Source organism: Dactylosporangium thailandense, from assembly GCF_059739745.1.
This window is the reverse complement of sequence record NZ_AP029195.1, coordinates 10,633,573-10,649,808: the sequence shown is the minus strand read 5'-3', so window position 1 is coordinate 10,649,808 and position 16,236 is coordinate 10,633,573. Positions and strand designations below refer to the sequence as shown.

The 16,236-nt window shown below is 71.1% G+C and carries 19 protein-coding genes; 1 reads left to right on the top strand and 18 read right to left on the bottom strand.

What is annotated here, in order from left to right; translation table 11 throughout:
• Positions 1-40 precede the first annotated feature (40 nt).
• The 3 genes from thiD to AC6JBM_RS47645 are packed head-to-tail and all read right to left on the bottom strand — an operon-like array spanning position 41 to position 3,188.
• A complete protein-coding gene (thiD, locus tag AC6JBM_RS47655) occupies positions 41-841 on the bottom strand; it encodes a bifunctional hydroxymethylpyrimidine kinase/phosphomethylpyrimidine kinase (RefSeq protein WP_497980208.1) in 801 nt (266 codons plus the stop codon).
• Between the two features lie 50 nt (positions 842-891).
• A complete protein-coding gene (locus AC6JBM_RS47650) occupies positions 892-2,556 on the bottom strand; it encodes an ABC-F family ATP-binding cassette domain-containing protein (protein ID WP_497980207.1) in 1,665 nt (554 codons plus the stop codon).
• A 29-nt stretch (positions 2,557-2,585) separates the two neighbouring features.
• On the bottom strand, positions 2,586-3,188 hold the full coding sequence (locus tag AC6JBM_RS47645) for a class I SAM-dependent methyltransferase (protein ID WP_497986698.1): 603 nt from the start codon (positions 3,186-3,188) through the stop codon (positions 2,586-2,588).
• A gap of 136 nt (positions 3,189-3,324) precedes the next feature.
• On the opposite strand from AC6JBM_RS47645, the gene AC6JBM_RS47640 reads away from it, so the two are divergent.
• Entirely contained in the window at positions 3,325-6,072 is a 2,748-nt protein-coding gene (locus tag AC6JBM_RS47640; RefSeq protein WP_497980206.1) for a hypothetical protein, read from the top strand.
• Positions 6,073-6,529: 457 nt separating this feature from the next.
• On the opposite strand, the gene truA is transcribed toward AC6JBM_RS47640, so the two are convergent.
• From truA to rpsE, 15 genes are all read right to left on the bottom strand, one after another.
• Positions 6,530-7,339: a tRNA pseudouridine(38-40) synthase TruA gene (gene truA, locus AC6JBM_RS47635; protein WP_497980205.1), complete on the bottom strand. Its 810-nt coding sequence runs from the start codon at positions 7,337-7,339 to the stop codon at positions 6,530-6,532.
• Between the two features lie 70 nt (positions 7,340-7,409).
• Positions 7,410-7,937: a 50S ribosomal protein L17 gene (rplQ, locus tag AC6JBM_RS47630; protein WP_497980204.1), complete on the bottom strand. Its 528-nt coding sequence runs from the start codon at positions 7,935-7,937 to the stop codon at positions 7,410-7,412.
• Between the two features lie 30 nt (positions 7,938-7,967).
• Entirely contained in the window at positions 7,968-8,990 is a 1,023-nt protein-coding gene (locus tag AC6JBM_RS47625) for a DNA-directed RNA polymerase subunit alpha (RefSeq protein ID WP_350611890.1), read from the bottom strand.
• An 83-nt stretch (positions 8,991-9,073) separates the two neighbouring features.
• Positions 9,074-9,700 (bottom strand): 30S ribosomal protein S4, encoded by a 627-nt coding sequence (gene rpsD, locus AC6JBM_RS47620; protein WP_350611889.1) that lies wholly within the window; start codon positions 9,698-9,700, stop codon positions 9,074-9,076.
• Positions 9,701-9,714: 14 nt separating this feature from the next.
• On the bottom strand, positions 9,715-10,125 hold the full coding sequence (gene rpsK / locus AC6JBM_RS47615; RefSeq protein WP_223099064.1) for a 30S ribosomal protein S11: 411 nt from the start codon (positions 10,123-10,125) through the stop codon (positions 9,715-9,717).
• A gap of 41 nt (positions 10,126-10,166) precedes the next feature.
• A complete protein-coding gene (gene rpsM / locus AC6JBM_RS47610; RefSeq protein WP_350611888.1) occupies positions 10,167-10,547 on the bottom strand; it encodes a 30S ribosomal protein S13 in 381 nt (126 codons plus the stop codon).
• A 172-nt stretch (positions 10,548-10,719) separates the two neighbouring features.
• A complete protein-coding gene (gene rpmJ, locus AC6JBM_RS47605; RefSeq protein WP_014440745.1) occupies positions 10,720-10,836 on the bottom strand; it encodes a 50S ribosomal protein L36 in 117 nt (38 codons plus the stop codon).
• An 82-nt stretch (positions 10,837-10,918) separates the two neighbouring features.
• Positions 10,919-11,140, bottom strand: coding sequence for a translation initiation factor IF-1 (gene infA, locus AC6JBM_RS47600; protein WP_007073013.1), 222 nt, complete (start codon positions 11,138-11,140; stop codon positions 10,919-10,921).
• Between the two features lie 186 nt (positions 11,141-11,326).
• Positions 11,327-11,824, bottom strand: a complete 498-nt coding sequence (locus tag AC6JBM_RS47595; RefSeq protein ID WP_497980203.1) for a DUF1707 SHOCT-like domain-containing protein — start codon at positions 11,822-11,824, stop codon at positions 11,327-11,329.
• A gap of 69 nt (positions 11,825-11,893) precedes the next feature.
• The gene (gene map, locus AC6JBM_RS47590) at positions 11,894-12,742 is read right to left on the bottom strand and encodes a type I methionyl aminopeptidase (protein ID WP_497980202.1); all 849 of its coding nucleotides are present in this window, start codon (positions 12,740-12,742) and stop codon (positions 11,894-11,896) included.
• Between the two features lie 30 nt (positions 12,743-12,772).
• A complete protein-coding gene (locus tag AC6JBM_RS47585; protein ID WP_350611885.1) occupies positions 12,773-13,426 on the bottom strand; it encodes an adenylate kinase in 654 nt (217 codons plus the stop codon).
• Positions 13,426-14,763, bottom strand: a complete 1,338-nt coding sequence (secY, locus tag AC6JBM_RS47580; RefSeq protein WP_497986697.1) for a preprotein translocase subunit SecY — start codon at positions 14,761-14,763, stop codon at positions 13,426-13,428. Before secY ends, AC6JBM_RS47585 begins: the two co-directional genes overlap by 1 nt.
• Positions 14,764-14,959: 196 nt before the next feature.
• Entirely contained in the window at positions 14,960-15,418 is a 459-nt protein-coding gene (rplO, locus tag AC6JBM_RS47575; RefSeq protein WP_497980201.1) for a 50S ribosomal protein L15, read from the bottom strand.
• Positions 15,419-15,422: 4 nt separating this feature from the next.
• Positions 15,423-15,605 carry a 50S ribosomal protein L30 gene (rpmD, locus tag AC6JBM_RS47570; RefSeq protein WP_350611883.1) on the bottom strand — a complete coding sequence of 61 codons (183 nt, stop codon included), beginning with the start codon at positions 15,603-15,605 and terminating at the stop codon, positions 15,423-15,425.
• Positions 15,606-15,607: 2 nt separating this feature from the next.
• Positions 15,608-16,234 carry a 30S ribosomal protein S5 gene (gene rpsE / locus AC6JBM_RS47565; RefSeq protein ID WP_344615997.1) on the bottom strand — a complete coding sequence of 209 codons (627 nt, stop codon included), beginning with the start codon at positions 16,232-16,234 and terminating at the stop codon, positions 15,608-15,610.
• Positions 16,235-16,236: the final 2 nt, after the last annotated feature.

Here is a 16,236-nt window from a genome sequence, read left to right as displayed (position 1 = left end):
GCAGGCGAGCACGAGCCCGGCGCGGCCAGCGACGGCGGCGTCAGCGCAGGGTCAGGGAGGACCAGCCGAACTGGTCGATCGGGCCGGTGCCGCCGCCCAGGCGCCAGTCCGACGCGTCGCCGATGGCCCGGCCCACGAAGCCCTTCGCCCACGATACGGCCGCGTCCGCCTCGTCGCCGATGGCCAGGCGCGCGGCCACGGCCGTCGCGAAGGTCGCCCCGCTCCCGTCGGTGTTGCGGCTCGCGATGCGCGGGCTGTGCAGGACGCGCGCCTCGCCGTCGGACCAGAGGACGTCGATCGCGTCCCGGCCGGCCGCGAAGTCGCCGCCCGTGATGACCACGCAGCGGGGGCCGCGGGCGGAGAGCTGCGACGCGGCCGCGGCCATGTCCGTCGGGGTGAAGACGTCCCAGCCGAGCAGGGCCGAGGCCTCCTCGCGGTTCGGCGTGAGGACGCTGGCGTGGGGCAGTAGGCGCTCGTACGCCGCGACCAGCCCCCGCCGCGAGCCCGACGCCGCCGTGAGGACGGGGTCGACGACGAGGTTCGGCAGGGCACCCGTCCGCGCGCGGGCCGCGATCGCCACCGCCGTCTCCGGGGTCGGCAGGATGCCGGTCTTCACCGCGGCCACCGGCAGGTCCTCCAGCACGCAGCCGAGCTGCGCGGTGACGACGTTCGTGGGCTGCGGGAAGAGGTCGGCGACGTCGCGCGTGTTGCGCGACATCACCGCGGTCACCACCGAGGCGCCGTGCATCCGCAGCGCGGCCAGGGTGCGCAGGTCGGCCTGCAGGCCCGAGCCACCGGAGGAGTCGGACGCCCCGATGGTGAGTACAACAGTCGGCTCCACGGGCGATAGATGACCACGGAGCGTGACCAGTGAACCGCACAAGCAGTCCGTCAGGAGCGGCCCTCCCAGACCGGCTCGGGGACCTCGACGACCTCGCCGTCGGCGCGGAAGAGCACGTACCGATCGAAGGAACGACTGAACCAGCGATCGTGCGTGACCGCGATCACGGTGCCGTCGAAGCCCCGCAGCCCCTCCTCCAACGCCTCCGCGCTGGCCAGGTCCAGGTTGTCGGTCGGCTCGTCGAGCAGCAGCAGCGTCGCCCCGGACAGTTCGAGCAGGAGCACCAGGAACCGGGCCTGCTGGCCGCCGGAGAGGGTGCCGAAGCGCTGGTCGGCCTGGGCCGCGAGCTCGTAGCGCCCGAGCGCGGGGATCGCCTGCGGCCGCGGCAGGCCGGCCCGCCAGTCGTCGCCGCGCCACAGGATCTCGGCGAGGGTCTTGTCCAGCAGCTCCGGGCGGTCGTGCGTCTGTGAGAAGTGACCCGGCCGCACCCGCGCGCCGAGGCGCACCCGGCCGCCGTGCGCCACCGGGGCGAGCTCCGCGCCGATCGACCCGGACCAGGTGCCGATCTGGGGGCCGTCGGGGTCGGTGCCGCCGCGGGCCAGCAGCCGCAGGAAGTGCGACTTGCCGGTGCCGTTGCCGCCGAGGACGGCCACGCGGTCGCCGTACCAGATCTCCAGGTCGAACGGGTAGGTCAGCCCGTCGAGCTCCAGCTGCTCGCACATGACGGCGCGTTTGGCCGTACGACCCCCGGAAAGACGCATGCGAATGTCCTGCTCCTTCGGGGGTGCCGGCGGCGGCCCGGCCTCCTCGAACTTGCGCAGGCGGGTCTGGGCGGCCTGCAGGCGCGACGCCAGCCCGTCGTTGTAGGCGGCCTTGGTGCGGTACATCAGCACGAGCGCCTTGAGCTTCTCGTGCTCCTCGTCCCAGCGCCGCCGCTGCTCCTCCAGGCGCTCGTGGCGCGCGCCGCGGGCCTCGTGCCAGGACGCGAACCCGCCGGGGTGCACCCACGCGGAGCCGCCCTCGACCGCGACCACGCGATCCGCGGACCGGGCCAGCAGCTCGCGGTCGTGCGAGACATAGAGCACGCTCTTCGGGGATTCGCGGAGCCGCTCTTCCAGCCAGCGTTTCCCCGGTACGTCCAGGAAGTTGTCGGGCTCGTCCAGCAGCAGCACCTCGTCCTCGCCGCGCAGCAGCAGCTCGAGCGCGAACCGCTTCTGCTGCCCGCCCGACAGCGTGCGCACCGGCCGGTCCCGCGTGGCGTCCCACGGCAGGCCCAGCGCCGCGACGCTCACGGTGTCGAAGAGAACCTCCGCGTCGTACCCGCCCGCCTCGCCCCACGCCGTCAGCGCGTTCGCGTATCTGAGCTGCGATTTCTCGGTCCCGTCGGCCAGCGCGCGCTCGGCCGTGGCCAGCCGGTGCCCGACCTCGCTCAGGCGCGGCGGCGCGAGCTGCAGGGCCAGGTCGTACAGCGTCCGATCGTCGCCGATCATGCCGATGAACTGGCGCATCACGCCCAGCCCACCCGAGCGCGCGACGGCGCCCTCGCGCACCGGCAGGTCGCCGGCGACCATCTTCAGCAGGGTCGTCTTGCCGGCCCCGTTGGGCCCGACGAGCGCCACCTTCGCGCCCTCGCCGACCCGGAACGAGACCTCGGAGAAGAGCTCACGGCCGTCCGGCAGCGTGTGCCCGACCCCTGCGACGTCCACATATCCCACGTCTGAAGAGCTTCATCGGCAGCCGTACGTCACGAAAGCGGTTTTCCGACGCGCAGCACCCGGAAACCCTTGTCGGTCGCGTGGCGCTCGGCCGTGAAGCCCTGCTCGGCGAGCCAGCGCTGCAGCGAGTCGCCGCCCAGGTTCTTGGCCACGACCAGCCACGCGACGCCGTCCGGGGTGAGCCGGGGCAGCCACCGCAGCAGCAGCGCGTGCAGTTCGGCCTTGCCGATGCGGATCGGCGGGTTGGACCAGATCTGCGCAAAGCTGACAGTCTCCGGCACCTCGTCGGGCAGCGCCGCGACGATGCGCCGCCCGCCCGCGTTCTCCCGCACCAGGTCCAACGCGCGCTGATTCACGTCGATCGCGTACACCGTCGCCCTGGGCGCGGCGGTGGCGAGCACGATCGAGATCGGGCCATATCCGCAGCCCAGGTCCAGCAGCGCGCCCTCCGTGTCCGGCCCCGGCGGCGGGGCCTCGGCCAGCAGCACCGCGGTGCCCCGGTCCAGCCCGCTCCAGGAGAACACCCCGGACGCCGACGCCAGACGAAACTCCTGGTCAAGGGCCTCGAACACGACCTCGTGGCGCTGGTGCGCGACCTCCGGGTCGGCCGAGAAGTAGTGCTCGCCTGACAACATGCCCTCCATCACCCGCGTTCCGCAACGCATTGTCCACGCGCAGGTGACCGGCGGTTTGCGCGGCCACCCGTTCGGATTGTGCGCAACATCGCCGACAAGCCACCGCGCGACGGCGTCGGCTACCCTGTGCGACATGACTTCTCGGGACGAGCAGCGCCGGAAGCGGCGATCCGACTCGTTCCGCCGGGACGAGGCGGACGAAGCCGACAACTGGCTGGCCGGTCTGCGCGGCAGCGGACGCGGCGAGCCCGACCCCTTCGCGGGGCCGCCCGACCCCTTCGACCGCCCCGGCCCTCCCGACCGCTCCGGCTCGTTCGACTTCGACCGTCCCGACCCGATGGACCGCTCCGGATCCTTCGACCGCCCGGGCCCGCTCGACCGCCTGGGCCCGGCCGACCGTCCGGGTCCGCCCGACCGCTCGGGCTCGTTCGACCGCCCGGGCCGGATGGAGCGCTCGGGCACGGGCGAGCGCGCCGCCTCCTTCGAGCGCCCCGGGCGCATGGAGCGCTCCGGCACCGGCGAGCGCGCCGGCGACTTCGACCGCACGACGGCCATCCGCCGCCCCGGCGCCGACTCCCGTTCCGGCGCCGACTCCCGCCCCGGCGACCCGCGCGGAGGTGACCCGCGCGGCGACTCCCGCACGGGCGACATCCGCGAGCCGCGGACCGGGGACACCCGGCGCGGCCGCCGGTCGCGCGACGACTCCCCCAGCGGCGTCTTCGGCCCCGGATCGCTCCCACCGGCCGCGCCCCCGAGCCGCCCGGCCAACGTCGACGGCTGGTCGACGCCGGACGCCTCCGCGCCGCCCGCGGGTCGCCGCCGGGCCGCCGACGACGACTCCCCCAGCGGCGTCTACGGACGCCCGGCGGCACCCCCGGCCCGCCCCCCGCTCGACCAGCAGCTTCCCGGCGCCGGCCTCGACGAGCCGCGCGGGGGCCGCCGGCGCGCGCGGGACGAGGAGGAGGCGCGCGCCTCGGAGTCGTACGATCACGGTCCCCAACTGACCCCGATCATCAAGCCGCTCGGCGAACTGAGCGCGGCCAACCCGCCGGCCGACCCGCCGCCGCTGGTGCCGATCTTCCCGAACATGCGCCCGGACTCGTCGCCCACGAGCGGCGCCGCCCGCCGGGCCCGCCGCGCCGCCGAGGAGCAGCGCGCCTACGCGGCCGACCCGCGCACCGGCGACTTCACCCCGCGGACCAGCGATTTCGGCCCCCGGACGAGTGACACCGGCCCGCGCACAGGCGACCTCGGCTCCCGCACAGGCGACCTCGGTCCCCGCACAGGCGACCTCGGCTCCCGCACAGGCGACCTCGGTCCCCGCACAGGCGACCTCGGCTCCCGCACAGGCGACCTCGGTCCCCGCACCGGCGAGGTCAACGGTGGCGGGCGCCGCCGGGCCGCCGATGAGCCCCGCACGGGTGACGCGGGCGGGCGCCGGCGCGCGGCCGAGCCCGAGCCTCGCAATCGGTTCGGGGAACCCGGCGACGAGGCGAACGGCGGCCGCGGAGCGCTCTACACCGGCGAGACCACGATGTTCCGCCCCGGCGACGACACGGGCGCCCGCCGTCGGCGCGACGGTGCCAACGGGGCAGGCAACGGCTCCGCCCGCACGTACGGCGCCCCGGCCAACGACCCGCCCGCGCGCGGGTTCGACGAGGACGGGCCCCGCAGCGGCGCGCCCTACGCCGGCGAGACCACGATGTTCCGCCCGGGCGAGGACCCGCGCGGGCGTCGGGGGCGCCCGGCGTACGACGACGACCTCGAGAGCACCGGACGCCGCGCCCGCGCCGGGTTCGAGTCGGCGGCCCCACCCGAGACCGGGCGCCGCGACGACAGCGGGGTGCGGCGGCGCGACGAGGCCATGCGGCGCCGGCCCGCGTACGACGAGCCCCCGCAGCAGCGCCGCGCGCCCGAGGACGAGCCGGGCCACGACCGCTACGACGAGCCCTCCGGCGCGCGCCGGGGCCGCGGGGGTCGGGGCTCCGGGGAGTACACGGGCGAATACACCACCGGGGGCACCAAGCGGGCCCTGCGTGAGCCGCCCCGCCGCCCCGACCGCGGGGACCCGCCGGAGCGCCTCGACCGGCTGGACCGCCCGCGAGCCGTCATCGACCCGGTGCGCCCGGTCCCGCGGCCGCACCGGTGGGTCGCGCTGCTCAGCGCGATCGCGGTCGTCGTCGTGCTCGGCGTGTGCGGCGTGGGCACCTGGTTCATCTTCAAGGACGAGAAGAACGGGCCGGAGTCGGCCAAGTCCGGCCAGTCGTCGGCGCCGAAGAAGCGCGACATCAGCAGCCGCGACGTGGACCCGAAGGCGCTCACCGAGGCCGAGGTGTTCCCGAGCAACAACATCGTGGCGGTGCCGGACGAGGCGCCCTACGTGATCCTGGCGACGAAGGCGTCCAACGACTGCAAGGTGGCCGCGACCGAGCAGCTGGCGACGCTGCTCGCCGGGGCGGGGTGCTCGGAGGTCGTGCGCGCGACGATGAAGTCGCCGAATCAGGAGTACCTCATCACGGCCGGCATCTTCAACGTGACCAGCGAGGAGGTCGCGGCCAAGACCTTCGACGGGATCAAGCCCATCGTCGACGGTCAGAAGGGCCGGTTCGCGGGCATGAGCGTGGGCGCGGGCACCGGCACCGACGCGCTCGTGCGGGCGCCGACGCAGCTCGGGTGGAACTACAAGGGGCACTTCATCACGTACTGCGTGATCGCCCGCGTCGACGGCAACAACTTCACCCAGGGCGACCCGTATCCGAACCAGATCACGTACGACATCGTCGAGACGTACCTGGACAACGGGATCATCGAGAACCGCTCGGTCATCCAGCCCGAGGCGACCCCGGCCGCGTCCCTGCCTGGCTCGGCCCCGCCGAGCTGATCGCCCGCGGGCTCCCGCTGCGCCCTCGTCCACCGCGGGCGCAGCGGTCTCAGCACGGACTCCGGGTCGCCACCGGCTCGACCGGGCCCAGTTTGCGGCCCGCCGCCACGCGGTGCCGCCCACGTTCAGCGCAGGCCCGCCGCCACGCGGTTCCGCCCACGCTCAGCGCGGGCCGGACTCAGCGCGGACGCCGAGTCGCCACCGGCTCGATCAAGCCCAGTTGGCGGTCCGCCGCCACGCCGTTCCGCCCAGGCTCAGCGCAGGCCCGCCGCCGCGTGGTTCCGCCCAGGCTCAGCGCGGTCCCGCCGCAGCGCCGACCCAGTTTCGGCCCGCCGCCAACGCCTGGGCGCCGGAGTGGCTGAATGCCGCGAAACGGCCATGTGTCGCAGAACGCGAAAAATGCCGATAAAGGCGATAAGTCGCGGCGCGGAGCGCCCGACTTATCGAGCCCCAACCGTCAGAGATCCCGGCGGCGCCGAGTCAGCTCCGCCCGCGCACTCAACGCATCCGCGTCACCCGGATAGGTCACCTCGACCAGCGTGAGCCCGTGCGCCGGCGCCACCACCACCTCGTCGGCCCGCACCGTCCGCGTCAGCAGCGAACCCGGCCACGAGGTAGCCCGCCGCCCGTCCCCCGCCACCAGCTGCGCCCCCACGAGACTGCGGACCATCGACCAGCAGAACGCGTCCGCCGCCACGGTGGCCACCACGGTGCCGTCGGCATCGCGGCGCCAGTCCATCCGCGACACGGCCCGGATCGTGCTCGCGTGCTCCTTGCGCCGGCAGAACGCGGCGAAGTCGTGCTCGCCCACCAGCCCCGCCGCGGCCTCGTTCAGCAGCGCCAGGTCGAGCGGGCGCGGCCAGGCGAGCGTGTCGCGGCGGCGCAGGGGCTCGGCGCCGAAGGGGGCATCCGTGACGCGGTACTCGTACCGCCGCGCCAGCGCCGAGAAGCGCGCGTCGAACTCGGGCGGCACCGCACCCGCGGCGAGCACGCGCACGTCAGGCGGAAGGAGCCCGGCCAGCTTGCGCACGAGGGCGGACTCGAGCACCGCCCAGCGCTCCTCCTCCACGTCGACGTGGCACACCTGCCCGGTCGCGTGCACGCCGGCGTCGGTGCGCCCCGCCACGGTCAGGCCCGCGACCGAGCCGAACAGGCGCTCCAGGACCGCGAGGAGCTCGCCCGCGACCGTCCGGCGGCCCGGCTGCAGGGCCCAGCCGGAGAAGTCGGTCCCGTCGTAGGAGACGTCCAGGCGGATGCGCACGCTCATGCGGTACAACTCCCAAAAGAAAGCCCGGCACCCCCGAAAGGGTGCCGGGCCGACGAACCTCGACCGGTGATCAGGCCTTGGTCTCTTCGTCCTTCGCCTCGGCGGCGTCCTCGTCCGCGGGCGAGGACGCCGCGGCCGGGGCCGGGGTCTCGTCCGCGTCGTCGCCGGCGAGCACCGCGATCGAGTCGGCCTTGGCGGCCTTCCGGGCGGTCTTGCGCGGCGCCTTGGGGGCGGCCACCTCGAGCTCCTCGACCAGCTCGATGATCGCCATCGGAGCGGCGTCGCCCTTGCGGGGGCCCGTCTTCACGATGCGGGTGTAGCCACCCGGACGGTTGCTGAACCGCGGCGCGATCTGGTCGAACAGCGCGAACACCACGTCCTTGTCCCGCACCACGGAGAGCGCTTGACGGCGCGCGTGCAGGTCGCCGCGCTTGGCCTTGGTGATGAGCTGCTCGGCGAGCGGGCGCAGCCGCTTGGCCTTCGTCTCGGTCGTCGTGATGCGACCGTGCTTGAACAGCGACGTGGCGAGATTCGCCAGCATCAGCCGCTCGTGCGCGGGGCTGCCGCCGAGGCGGGGACCTCTGGTGGGCGTGGGCATTGTCAGGGCTCCTCTAATACAGCGGCTGAACTACAGCTGCTCGGTCTCGCGGTAGTCGTCGGCGTCGTAGTCCACCTCGGCGAAGGAGTCCACGACGTGGGCCGGGTCGAACGTCGGGGCGGAGTCCTTCAGACCCAGACCCATCCCGGCGAGCTTCATCTTGACCTCGTCGATCGACTTCTGACCGAAATTCCTTATATCGAGGAGGTCTGCTTCCGTGCGGCTGATCAGCTCACCGACGGAGTTGATGCCCTCGCGCTTGAGGCAGTTGTAGGAGCGGACGGTGAGGTCCAGCTCCTCGATCGGCAGCGCCAGGTCGGCCGCGAGCTGCGCGTCCTGCGGCGACGGGCCGATGTCGATGCCCTCGGCGGTCTCGTCCAGCTCGCGCGCGAGGCCGAACAGCTCCACCAGCGTCGAGCCGGCCGAGGCCAGCGCGGTGCGCGGGGTCAGCGACGCCTTGGTCTCGACGTCGATGATGAGCCGGTCGAAGTCGGTGCGCTGCTCGACACGGGTCGCCTCGACGCGGTACGTCACCTTGAGCACCGGCGAGTAGATCGAGTCGACCGGGATGCGCCCGATCTCCTGGCCCTGCTGCTTGTTCTGGTTGGCCGTGACGTAGCCGCGGCCCCGCTCGACGGTGAGCTCCATGTCGAGGCGGCCCTTGCCGTTGAGCGTGGCCAGCTTGAGGTCGGGGTTGTGCACGGAGACGCCGGCCGGGGGCTGGATGTCGCCCGCGGTGACGTCGCCGGGGCCCTGCTTGCGCAGGTACATCGACACCGGCTCGTCAAGCTCGGAGCTGACGCACAGCTCCTTGATGTTCATGACGAGCTCGACCACGTCCTCCTTGACGCCGGGGATCGTGGTGAACTCGTGCAGCACGCCGTCGATCTTGATGCTCGTCACGGCCGCGCCCGGGATCGAGCTGAGCAGGGTGCGCCGCAGCGAGTTGCCGAGGGTGTACCCGAAGCCAGGCTCGAGGGGCTCGATGGTGAACTTGGACCGGACCTCGCTGATCGACTCTTCCGCGAGGCTGGGCCGCTGGGAGATGAGCACGTTCTTTCCTCCAGTTTCGTTGCGCGCCCGCTATTTGACGCGCTCCGTATCGGAGGGGCCATGAGGCCCCTCCGACAGTCTTGCTACTTGCTGTAGAGCTCGACGATGAGCTGCTCCTGGACCTGGGTGTCGATGACCTGCCGGGCCGGCAGGCTGTGCACCAGGACCTTGAACTCGCTCGGGATGAACTCGAGCCACGCCGGGACGGTCTTGCTGCCCGCGAGGCCCTGCGCGACCTGGAAGGGGGTGAGCTCCCGCGACTTCTCCCGCACCTGCACGATGTCGTGCTCACGCAGGCGGTACGACGGGATGTCCACCTTCCGGCCGTTGACCACGATGTGGCCGTGCTTGACGAGCTGGCGAGCCATGTCGCGCGACGACGCCAGGCCGGCGCGGTACACGACGTTGTCGAGCCGCGACTCGAGGATGCGCAGCAGCTCCTCACCGGTCTTGCCCGGCTTGGCCACGGCCTCCTCGTAGTAGCCGGCGAACTGCCGCTCCAGCACGCCGTAGATGCGGCGGGCCTTCTGCTTCTCGCGCAGCTGCAGGAGGTACTCGGTCTCCTTCGGCCGGCCGCGGCCGTGCTGGCCGGGCGGGAAGGGACGCGACTCGAACGGGCACTTCGGCCCGTCGCACTTGCTGCCCTTGAGGAACAGCTTCATCTTCTCGCGCCGGCAACGGCGGCAGTCGGCACCTGTATAGCGAGCCATGTTCTTCTCTTCCCTTAGACCCGGCGGCGCTTCGGCGGACGGCAGCCGTTGTGCGGCTGCGGCGTGACGTCAGAGATCTGCCCGACCTCCAGGCCCACGGCCTGCAGCGAACGGATCGCGGTCTCCCGGCCGGAACCGGGGCCCTTCACGAAGACGTCGACCTTGCGCATGCCGTGCTCCATCGCGCGGCGCGCGGCGGCCTCGGCGGCCAGCTGCGCGGCGAACGGGGTCGACTTGCGCGAGCCCTTGAAACCCACCTGGCCGGCAGAGGCCCAGGAGATCACAGCACCGGTCGGATCGGTGATCGACACGATGGTGTTGTTGAACGTGCTCTTGATGTGCGCCTGCCCGTGGGCGACGTTCTTGCGTTCCTTGCGCCGGACCTTCTTGACAGCGGCCCCACCGGCGCGAGCCTTCGGCGGCATTCTCTATGCGCTCCTAGATACGTTTCTGATCGGACCGGTGGTTACTTCTTGCCCGGCTTCTTCTTGCCGGCGACCGTGCGCTTCGGACCCTTGCGGGTGCGCGCGTTGGTCCGCGTGCGCTGACCGCGCACGGGCAGGCCCTTACGGTGCCGGATGCCCGCGTAGCAACCGATCTCGACCTTGCGGCGGATGTCCGCGGCGACCTCGCGGCGCAGGTCACCCTCAACCTTGTAGTTGGCCTCGATGTAGTCGCGCAGCTGCACGACCTCTTCATCGGTCAGGTCACGGGCCCGCTTGTTCGGGTCGATGCCAGTGGCGGCCAGGGTCTCGACGGCGCGGGTACGCCCGATGCCGTAGATGTAGGTGAGTGCGATCTCGGTGCGCTTGTCGCGCGGGAGATCGACACCGACGAGACGTGCCATAAGTGGGCGTGCTCCTCAAGTGTGCGGAGGTCTGTGCCCGCTCCACTCCCGTCTGCCCACAGACGGGCCCTGGCCTCCGACCAGGGGTGCAGCCCCACGCACGCCACGCCGTTGCCGGCGGGCCGCCCGAGGCTGGAACGGGCTGTTACTCAGAAAAGCGGGTGCCGGGGACTCAGCCCTGGCGCTGCTTGTGGCGCGGGTCAGTGCTGCAGATGACCATGACCCGGCCATGCCGCCGGATGACCCGGCAGTTGTTGCAGATCCGCTTGACGCTCGGCTTGACCTTCACGGTTTGCCTAACTCTCGCTGCGCACGCGCTCATTGCGAGCGGGCACGACAGAACCCGACCGTTAACTGGGTACCGACACCGATTACTTGTAGCGGTAGACGATGCGCCCGCGAGTGAGGTCGTAGGGCGAAAGCTCCACGACCACACGGTCCTCGGGCAGGATGCGGATGTAGTGCTGTCGCATCTTGCCGCTGATGTGCGCCAAGACCTTGTGGCCGTTGGCGAGCTCCACCCTGAACATCGCGTTCGGCAGTGGCTCGATCACTCGGCCCTCGATCTCGATGGCCCCGTCTTTCTTCGGCATGTCCTCCGCTACCTGACATCGGGTCGGTTGGTCGACGCTCGCATCCATTTCTCGAGGTCACGGGACCCCGAGCCAGCCGCGGCTCCGGTCATGCCACTAGAAGCGCGTGGGGGCATGCCGGAGTGGACGCTCTGCGCCAATCGGCAAGTCTACGCGCGGGTCCCCCAGCTACCAAATCGGGGGTATCTAACTGTCCCGGTAGCGTCGCTGTTCGTTCTCGTCCGGGCTGTGGCCGAGCGCCTTGACCGAGAACGTCGAGACGAGCAGCACCGCACCCCACGGGCCCGCGACCCACATCGGCCAGAAGTAGACGGCCTCGCCGGAGGACAGGCTCACCAGCGCCCAGATGACCACGTTGACCGAGACGGCGACGAGCCAGGCGCTCCAGATGCCGATCAGCCAGCGCGGGTTGCTCCGAGTGTCGCCGCGCCCACGGCGCTCGTCCGGGTCGTCGACCACGGGCTCCTGCGGCGCCAGCTGGGAGCCGCCCGCCGGGTGGAAGCCGGGGAGGTCCTTGAGGATGCCGTCCAGGTCGCCGTACGTCCGGGCCGCGTAGGCCTCCTTCAGCCGGTCGTCGTACTCGCCGAGCGACAGCCGGCCCTCGTCCAGCGCCGCCTTCAGGCGCTCCGCCACGAACTGCCGGTCCACGTCGGCCGCGCGCAGGTCTTCCCGCCGGTCTGCCACCGTTCCCCCTTCGGACACTGCACACAGCATCGCATCGAGGCGCACACCGGTTCCACCCCGGTATTTCCCTTACTCGGCGGCGGGGACGGGCTCCCGGGCCGTGACAAGGTCGCCGAGCCGGCCGCGCCCGCCGTCGTGCGCGGTGAGCACCCAGACGCCGTCCTCGCAGAAGGCCATCGTGTGCTCCACGTGCGCCGCGGCCGAGCCGTCGACGGTCACCACGGTCCAGCCGTCGTCGAGCTCCGCGACCTTCGGCTTGCCCCGGGTGATCATCGGCTCGATGGCGAGCGCCATGCCGGGCCGCAGCAGCGGGCCCTTGCCCGGGCGGCCGGAGTTCTGCACGAACGGGTCCTGGTGCATGGCGCTGCCGATGCCGTGCCCGCCGTAGCCCTCGACGATGCCGAAGCGGCCGGCCTTGCGGATCGAGGACTGGATGGCGAACGAGATGTCCGTCAGCCGCCCCTTGCCCGAGCGCGCCCCCCGGGCGGCCGCGGCGATGCCCGCCCACATGGCGTCCTCGGCGACGCGCACGAGACTGCGCATATCCGGGTGTACCGCTCCGACGCCGACCGTGATCGCCGCGTCCCCGTGCCAGCCGTCGAGGTCGGCGCCGCAGTCGATGGAGATGAGGTCACCCTCGGCCAGGATCTGCCGCGGGCTCGGGATCGCGTGGACGACCTGGTCGTTGACCGAGGAGCAGATCGAGGCCGGGTAGCCGTGGTAGCCCTTGAAGGACGGCACGGCGCCCGCGGCTCGGATGGTCTCCTCGGCGATGCGGTCCAGCTCCGCGGTGGAGACGCCGGGCGCGACCGCGGCCCGCATCCGCTCCAGCGCGTCCGCCACGACCAGCCCGGCGCGGCGCATGAGGCCGATCTGCTCGGGCGTCTTGAGCTCGATCTCGAGCTGATGAGGGGCCATGAGACTTACCCGTCGTGTGCTGTTGTGCGCTCAGGCGCCGTAGGAACGGAGGGCGTCGATCGCGCGAACGGTGACGTCCTCGACCGGACCCGTCGCGTCGATGCCCACCAGCTTGCCCTGTGCGCCGTAGTAGTCCACCAGCGGCGACGTGTCGCGCGCGTAGACCTTCAGCCGCTCGGCGATGGTCTCGGCCTTGTCGTCGTCGCGCTGGAACAGCTCGCCGCCGCAGCGGTCGCAGACGCCGTCGTGCGTCGGCGCGTCGAACTCGACGTGCCAGATCTTGCCGCAGCCACGGCAGGTCCGCCGGCCCGAGAGCCGGCGGATGACCTCTTCGTTCTCCACGACGAGCTCGAGGACGATGTCCAACCCGGTGCCGAGGTCGGCCAGGAGCTTGTCCAGCGCGTTGGCCTGCGGCACCGTGCGCGGGAAGCCGTCGAGCAGGAAGCCGTCGGTCGCGTCCCCCTCGGCCAGCCGGTCGGACACCATGTTGATGGTGACCTCGTCCGGCACCAGCTGCCCGGCGTCCATGTACCGCTTGGCCTCGACGCCGAGCGGGGTGCCCTGCCCGACGTTGGCCCGGAAGATGTCGCCGGTGGAGATTTTGGGCACGGCGAGATGCGCGGCGATGTACTCGGCCTGGGTCCCCTTGCCCGCCCCGGGGGGACCTACCAGCACCAGCCTCACTACCGGAGGAACCCTTCGTAGTTGCGCTGCATCAGCTGGCTCTCGATCTGCTTCACCGTCTCGAGGCCCACACCAACAATAATGAGTACCGCGGTGCCACCGAACGGGAAGTTCTGCAGAGCCTGCCCGCCGCCCACGATCCCGATGAGCAGGTTGGGCAGGATCGAGATGATGCCCAGGTAAAGCGCGCCGGGAAGCGTGATGCGGCTGAGGATGAAGTCAAGATACTCGGCCGTCGGCTTGCCCGGGCGGATGCCGGGCACGAAACCACCGTACTTCCGCATGTTGTCCGCCACCTCGGTCGGGTTGAAGGTGATGGACACGTAGAAGTAGGTGAAGAAGATGATCAGCAGGAAGTAGATCGAGATGTGCCAGGCGCTGTTCTGCGGCACGATGTTCCGGTTGATCCAGAGGATCGTCTTGTTCGTCGAGTCGGAACCCGCGAACGAGGTGATCAGCTGCGGGATGTAGAGCAGCGACGAGGCGAAGATGACCGGGATGACACCCGCCTGGTTGACCTTCAGCGGGATGTAGGTCGAGGTGCCGCCGTACATCCGCCGGCCGATCATCCGCTTGGCGTACTGCACCGGGATGCGGCGCTGGGCCTGCTCGAGGAAGACCACGAAGGCGATGACCACGACCGCGAGGCCGACGATCACGAAGAACGTGGTCTTGTTGTCCTGCCAGATCTGGATGCCCTCGATCGGGAGCCGGGCCGCGATCGAGGTGAAGATGAGGACCGACATGCCGTTGCCGACGCCGCGGTCGGTGACCATCTCGCCCAGCCACATGATGACGCCGGTCCCGGCGGTCATGGTGACGACCAGGGCGGCCAGCGTCAGCCACATCGGGATCTTGCCGGTGTCCGGGATGATCGGGTACTGCGACTGGTCGCACGCGCCACCGAAGAGCTGGCCGGACCGCGCCAGGGCGACGAACGCCGAGGCCTGCAGGATGCCGAGGCCGAGGGTCAGGTAGCGCGTGTACTGCGTGATCTTCGCCTGGCCGGACTGGCCTTCCTTGCGCAGCTGCTCAAGGCGCGGGATCACCACCGTCAGCAGCTGGAGGATGATGCTCGCGGTGATGTAGGGCATGATGCCCAGCGCGAACACCGACAGCTGGAGCAGTGCCCCACCGGAGAACAGGTTCAACAGGGTGAAGACCTGGTTGTCCTTGCTGTTCTCGACGATGTTGAGGCACTTCTGCACGTTGCCGTAGCTGACGCCGGGGCTGGGCAGCGTGGCGCCGAGCCGGTAGATGGCGATCATCAGCAACGTGAACAGGATTTTCTTGCGCAGGTCAGGCGTTCGGAACGCACTAACAAAGGCGGAGAGCAACTTCATCCTCCTGCGCAAGGCGGCCGGTCGTTCGGCCGACGAGGTGGGGTCCGGGTGGTGCGGGTGACGCTGTCGAACGTATGAGTCGAGTGTGCTACTGCGCAACGGACTCTAACAGGATGTCCGGGGCACATCACGTCCGGCTTTGAAGGCGCCGCGTGGCGCCCACCAAGATGGTGGACGCCACGATAGCGCTCTATTCGCTGTCGCCGCCGAGCAGCTTCACAGAGCCGCCGGCCGCCTGGATCTTCTCCTTGGCCGACGCGCTGAACTTGTGCGCGCTGACCTGCAGCTTCACGCCGCCGAGCTCCCCGTCGCCGAGGACCTTCACCAGCTCGCCCTTGCGGACGGCACCGGCGTCGACCAGCTCGGCCACGCCGACCTCGCCGCCCTGCGGGAAAAGCTCCGCGAGGCGTGCAAGATTCACAACCTGGAACTCGATCCGGTTGCGGTTGCGGAAGCCCTTGAGCTTCGGCAGGCGCATGTGGAGGGGCGTCTGCCCACCCTCGAACGCCGCCGAGATGTTCTTACGGGCCTTGGAGCCCTTGGTACCACGACCGGCGGTCTTGCCCTTGGAGCCCTCACCGCGACCCACACGGGTCTTGTCGGTCTTGGCGCCCGGGGCGGGCCGCAGGTGGTGCAGCTTGATCGTCATCGGATTACTCCACCTCTTCCACGGTGACGAGGTGCGCCACAGTGTGGATCATGCCGCGGATCTCCGGGCGGTCCTCCTTGACGACCACGTCGCGGATCCGCTTCAGGCCAAGCGTCCGCAGCGTGTCACGCTGGTTCTGCTTGCCACCGATCTCGGACCGGATCTGGGTCACCTTCAGACGGGCCATGGCTATGCCCCCACCCCGGCGCGAGCGGCCAGCATGGCGGCCGGCGCGACGTCCTCGACCGGCAGGCCACGGCGCGCGGCCACGGCCTCCGGGGACTCGAGCTTCTTCAGCGCCGCCACCGTCGCGTGGACGATGTTGATGGCGTTGGAGGAGCCGAGGCTCTTGGAGAGCACGTCGTGGATGCCCGCGCACTCCAGGACGGCACGAACCGGGCCGCCGGCGATGACGCCCGTACCGGCGGAGGCCGGCTTGAGCAGCACGACACCGGCCGCGTCCTCGCCGATCACCGGGTGCGGGATGCTCGCCGCGAGCCGCGGAACCTTGAAGAAGTGCTTCTTGGCCTCCTCGACACCCTTGGCGATGGCCGCGGGCACCTCCTTGGCCTTTCCGTAGCCGACGCCGACCGTGCCGTCGCCGTCGCCGACGATGACCAGGGCGGTGAAGCTGAAGCGACGACCACCCTTCACGACCTTGGCGACGCGGTTGATCGCGACGACCCGCTCGAGGTGCGGGGTCTTCTCGGCGGGCGCGTTGCCGCGGCCGCCACCCTCGCGACGATTCTCGCGACGGCCGCCACCACCTTCTTGGGTGTTACCGGACCCGCCGCCCCTGCGCTGAGGACCAGGCATGA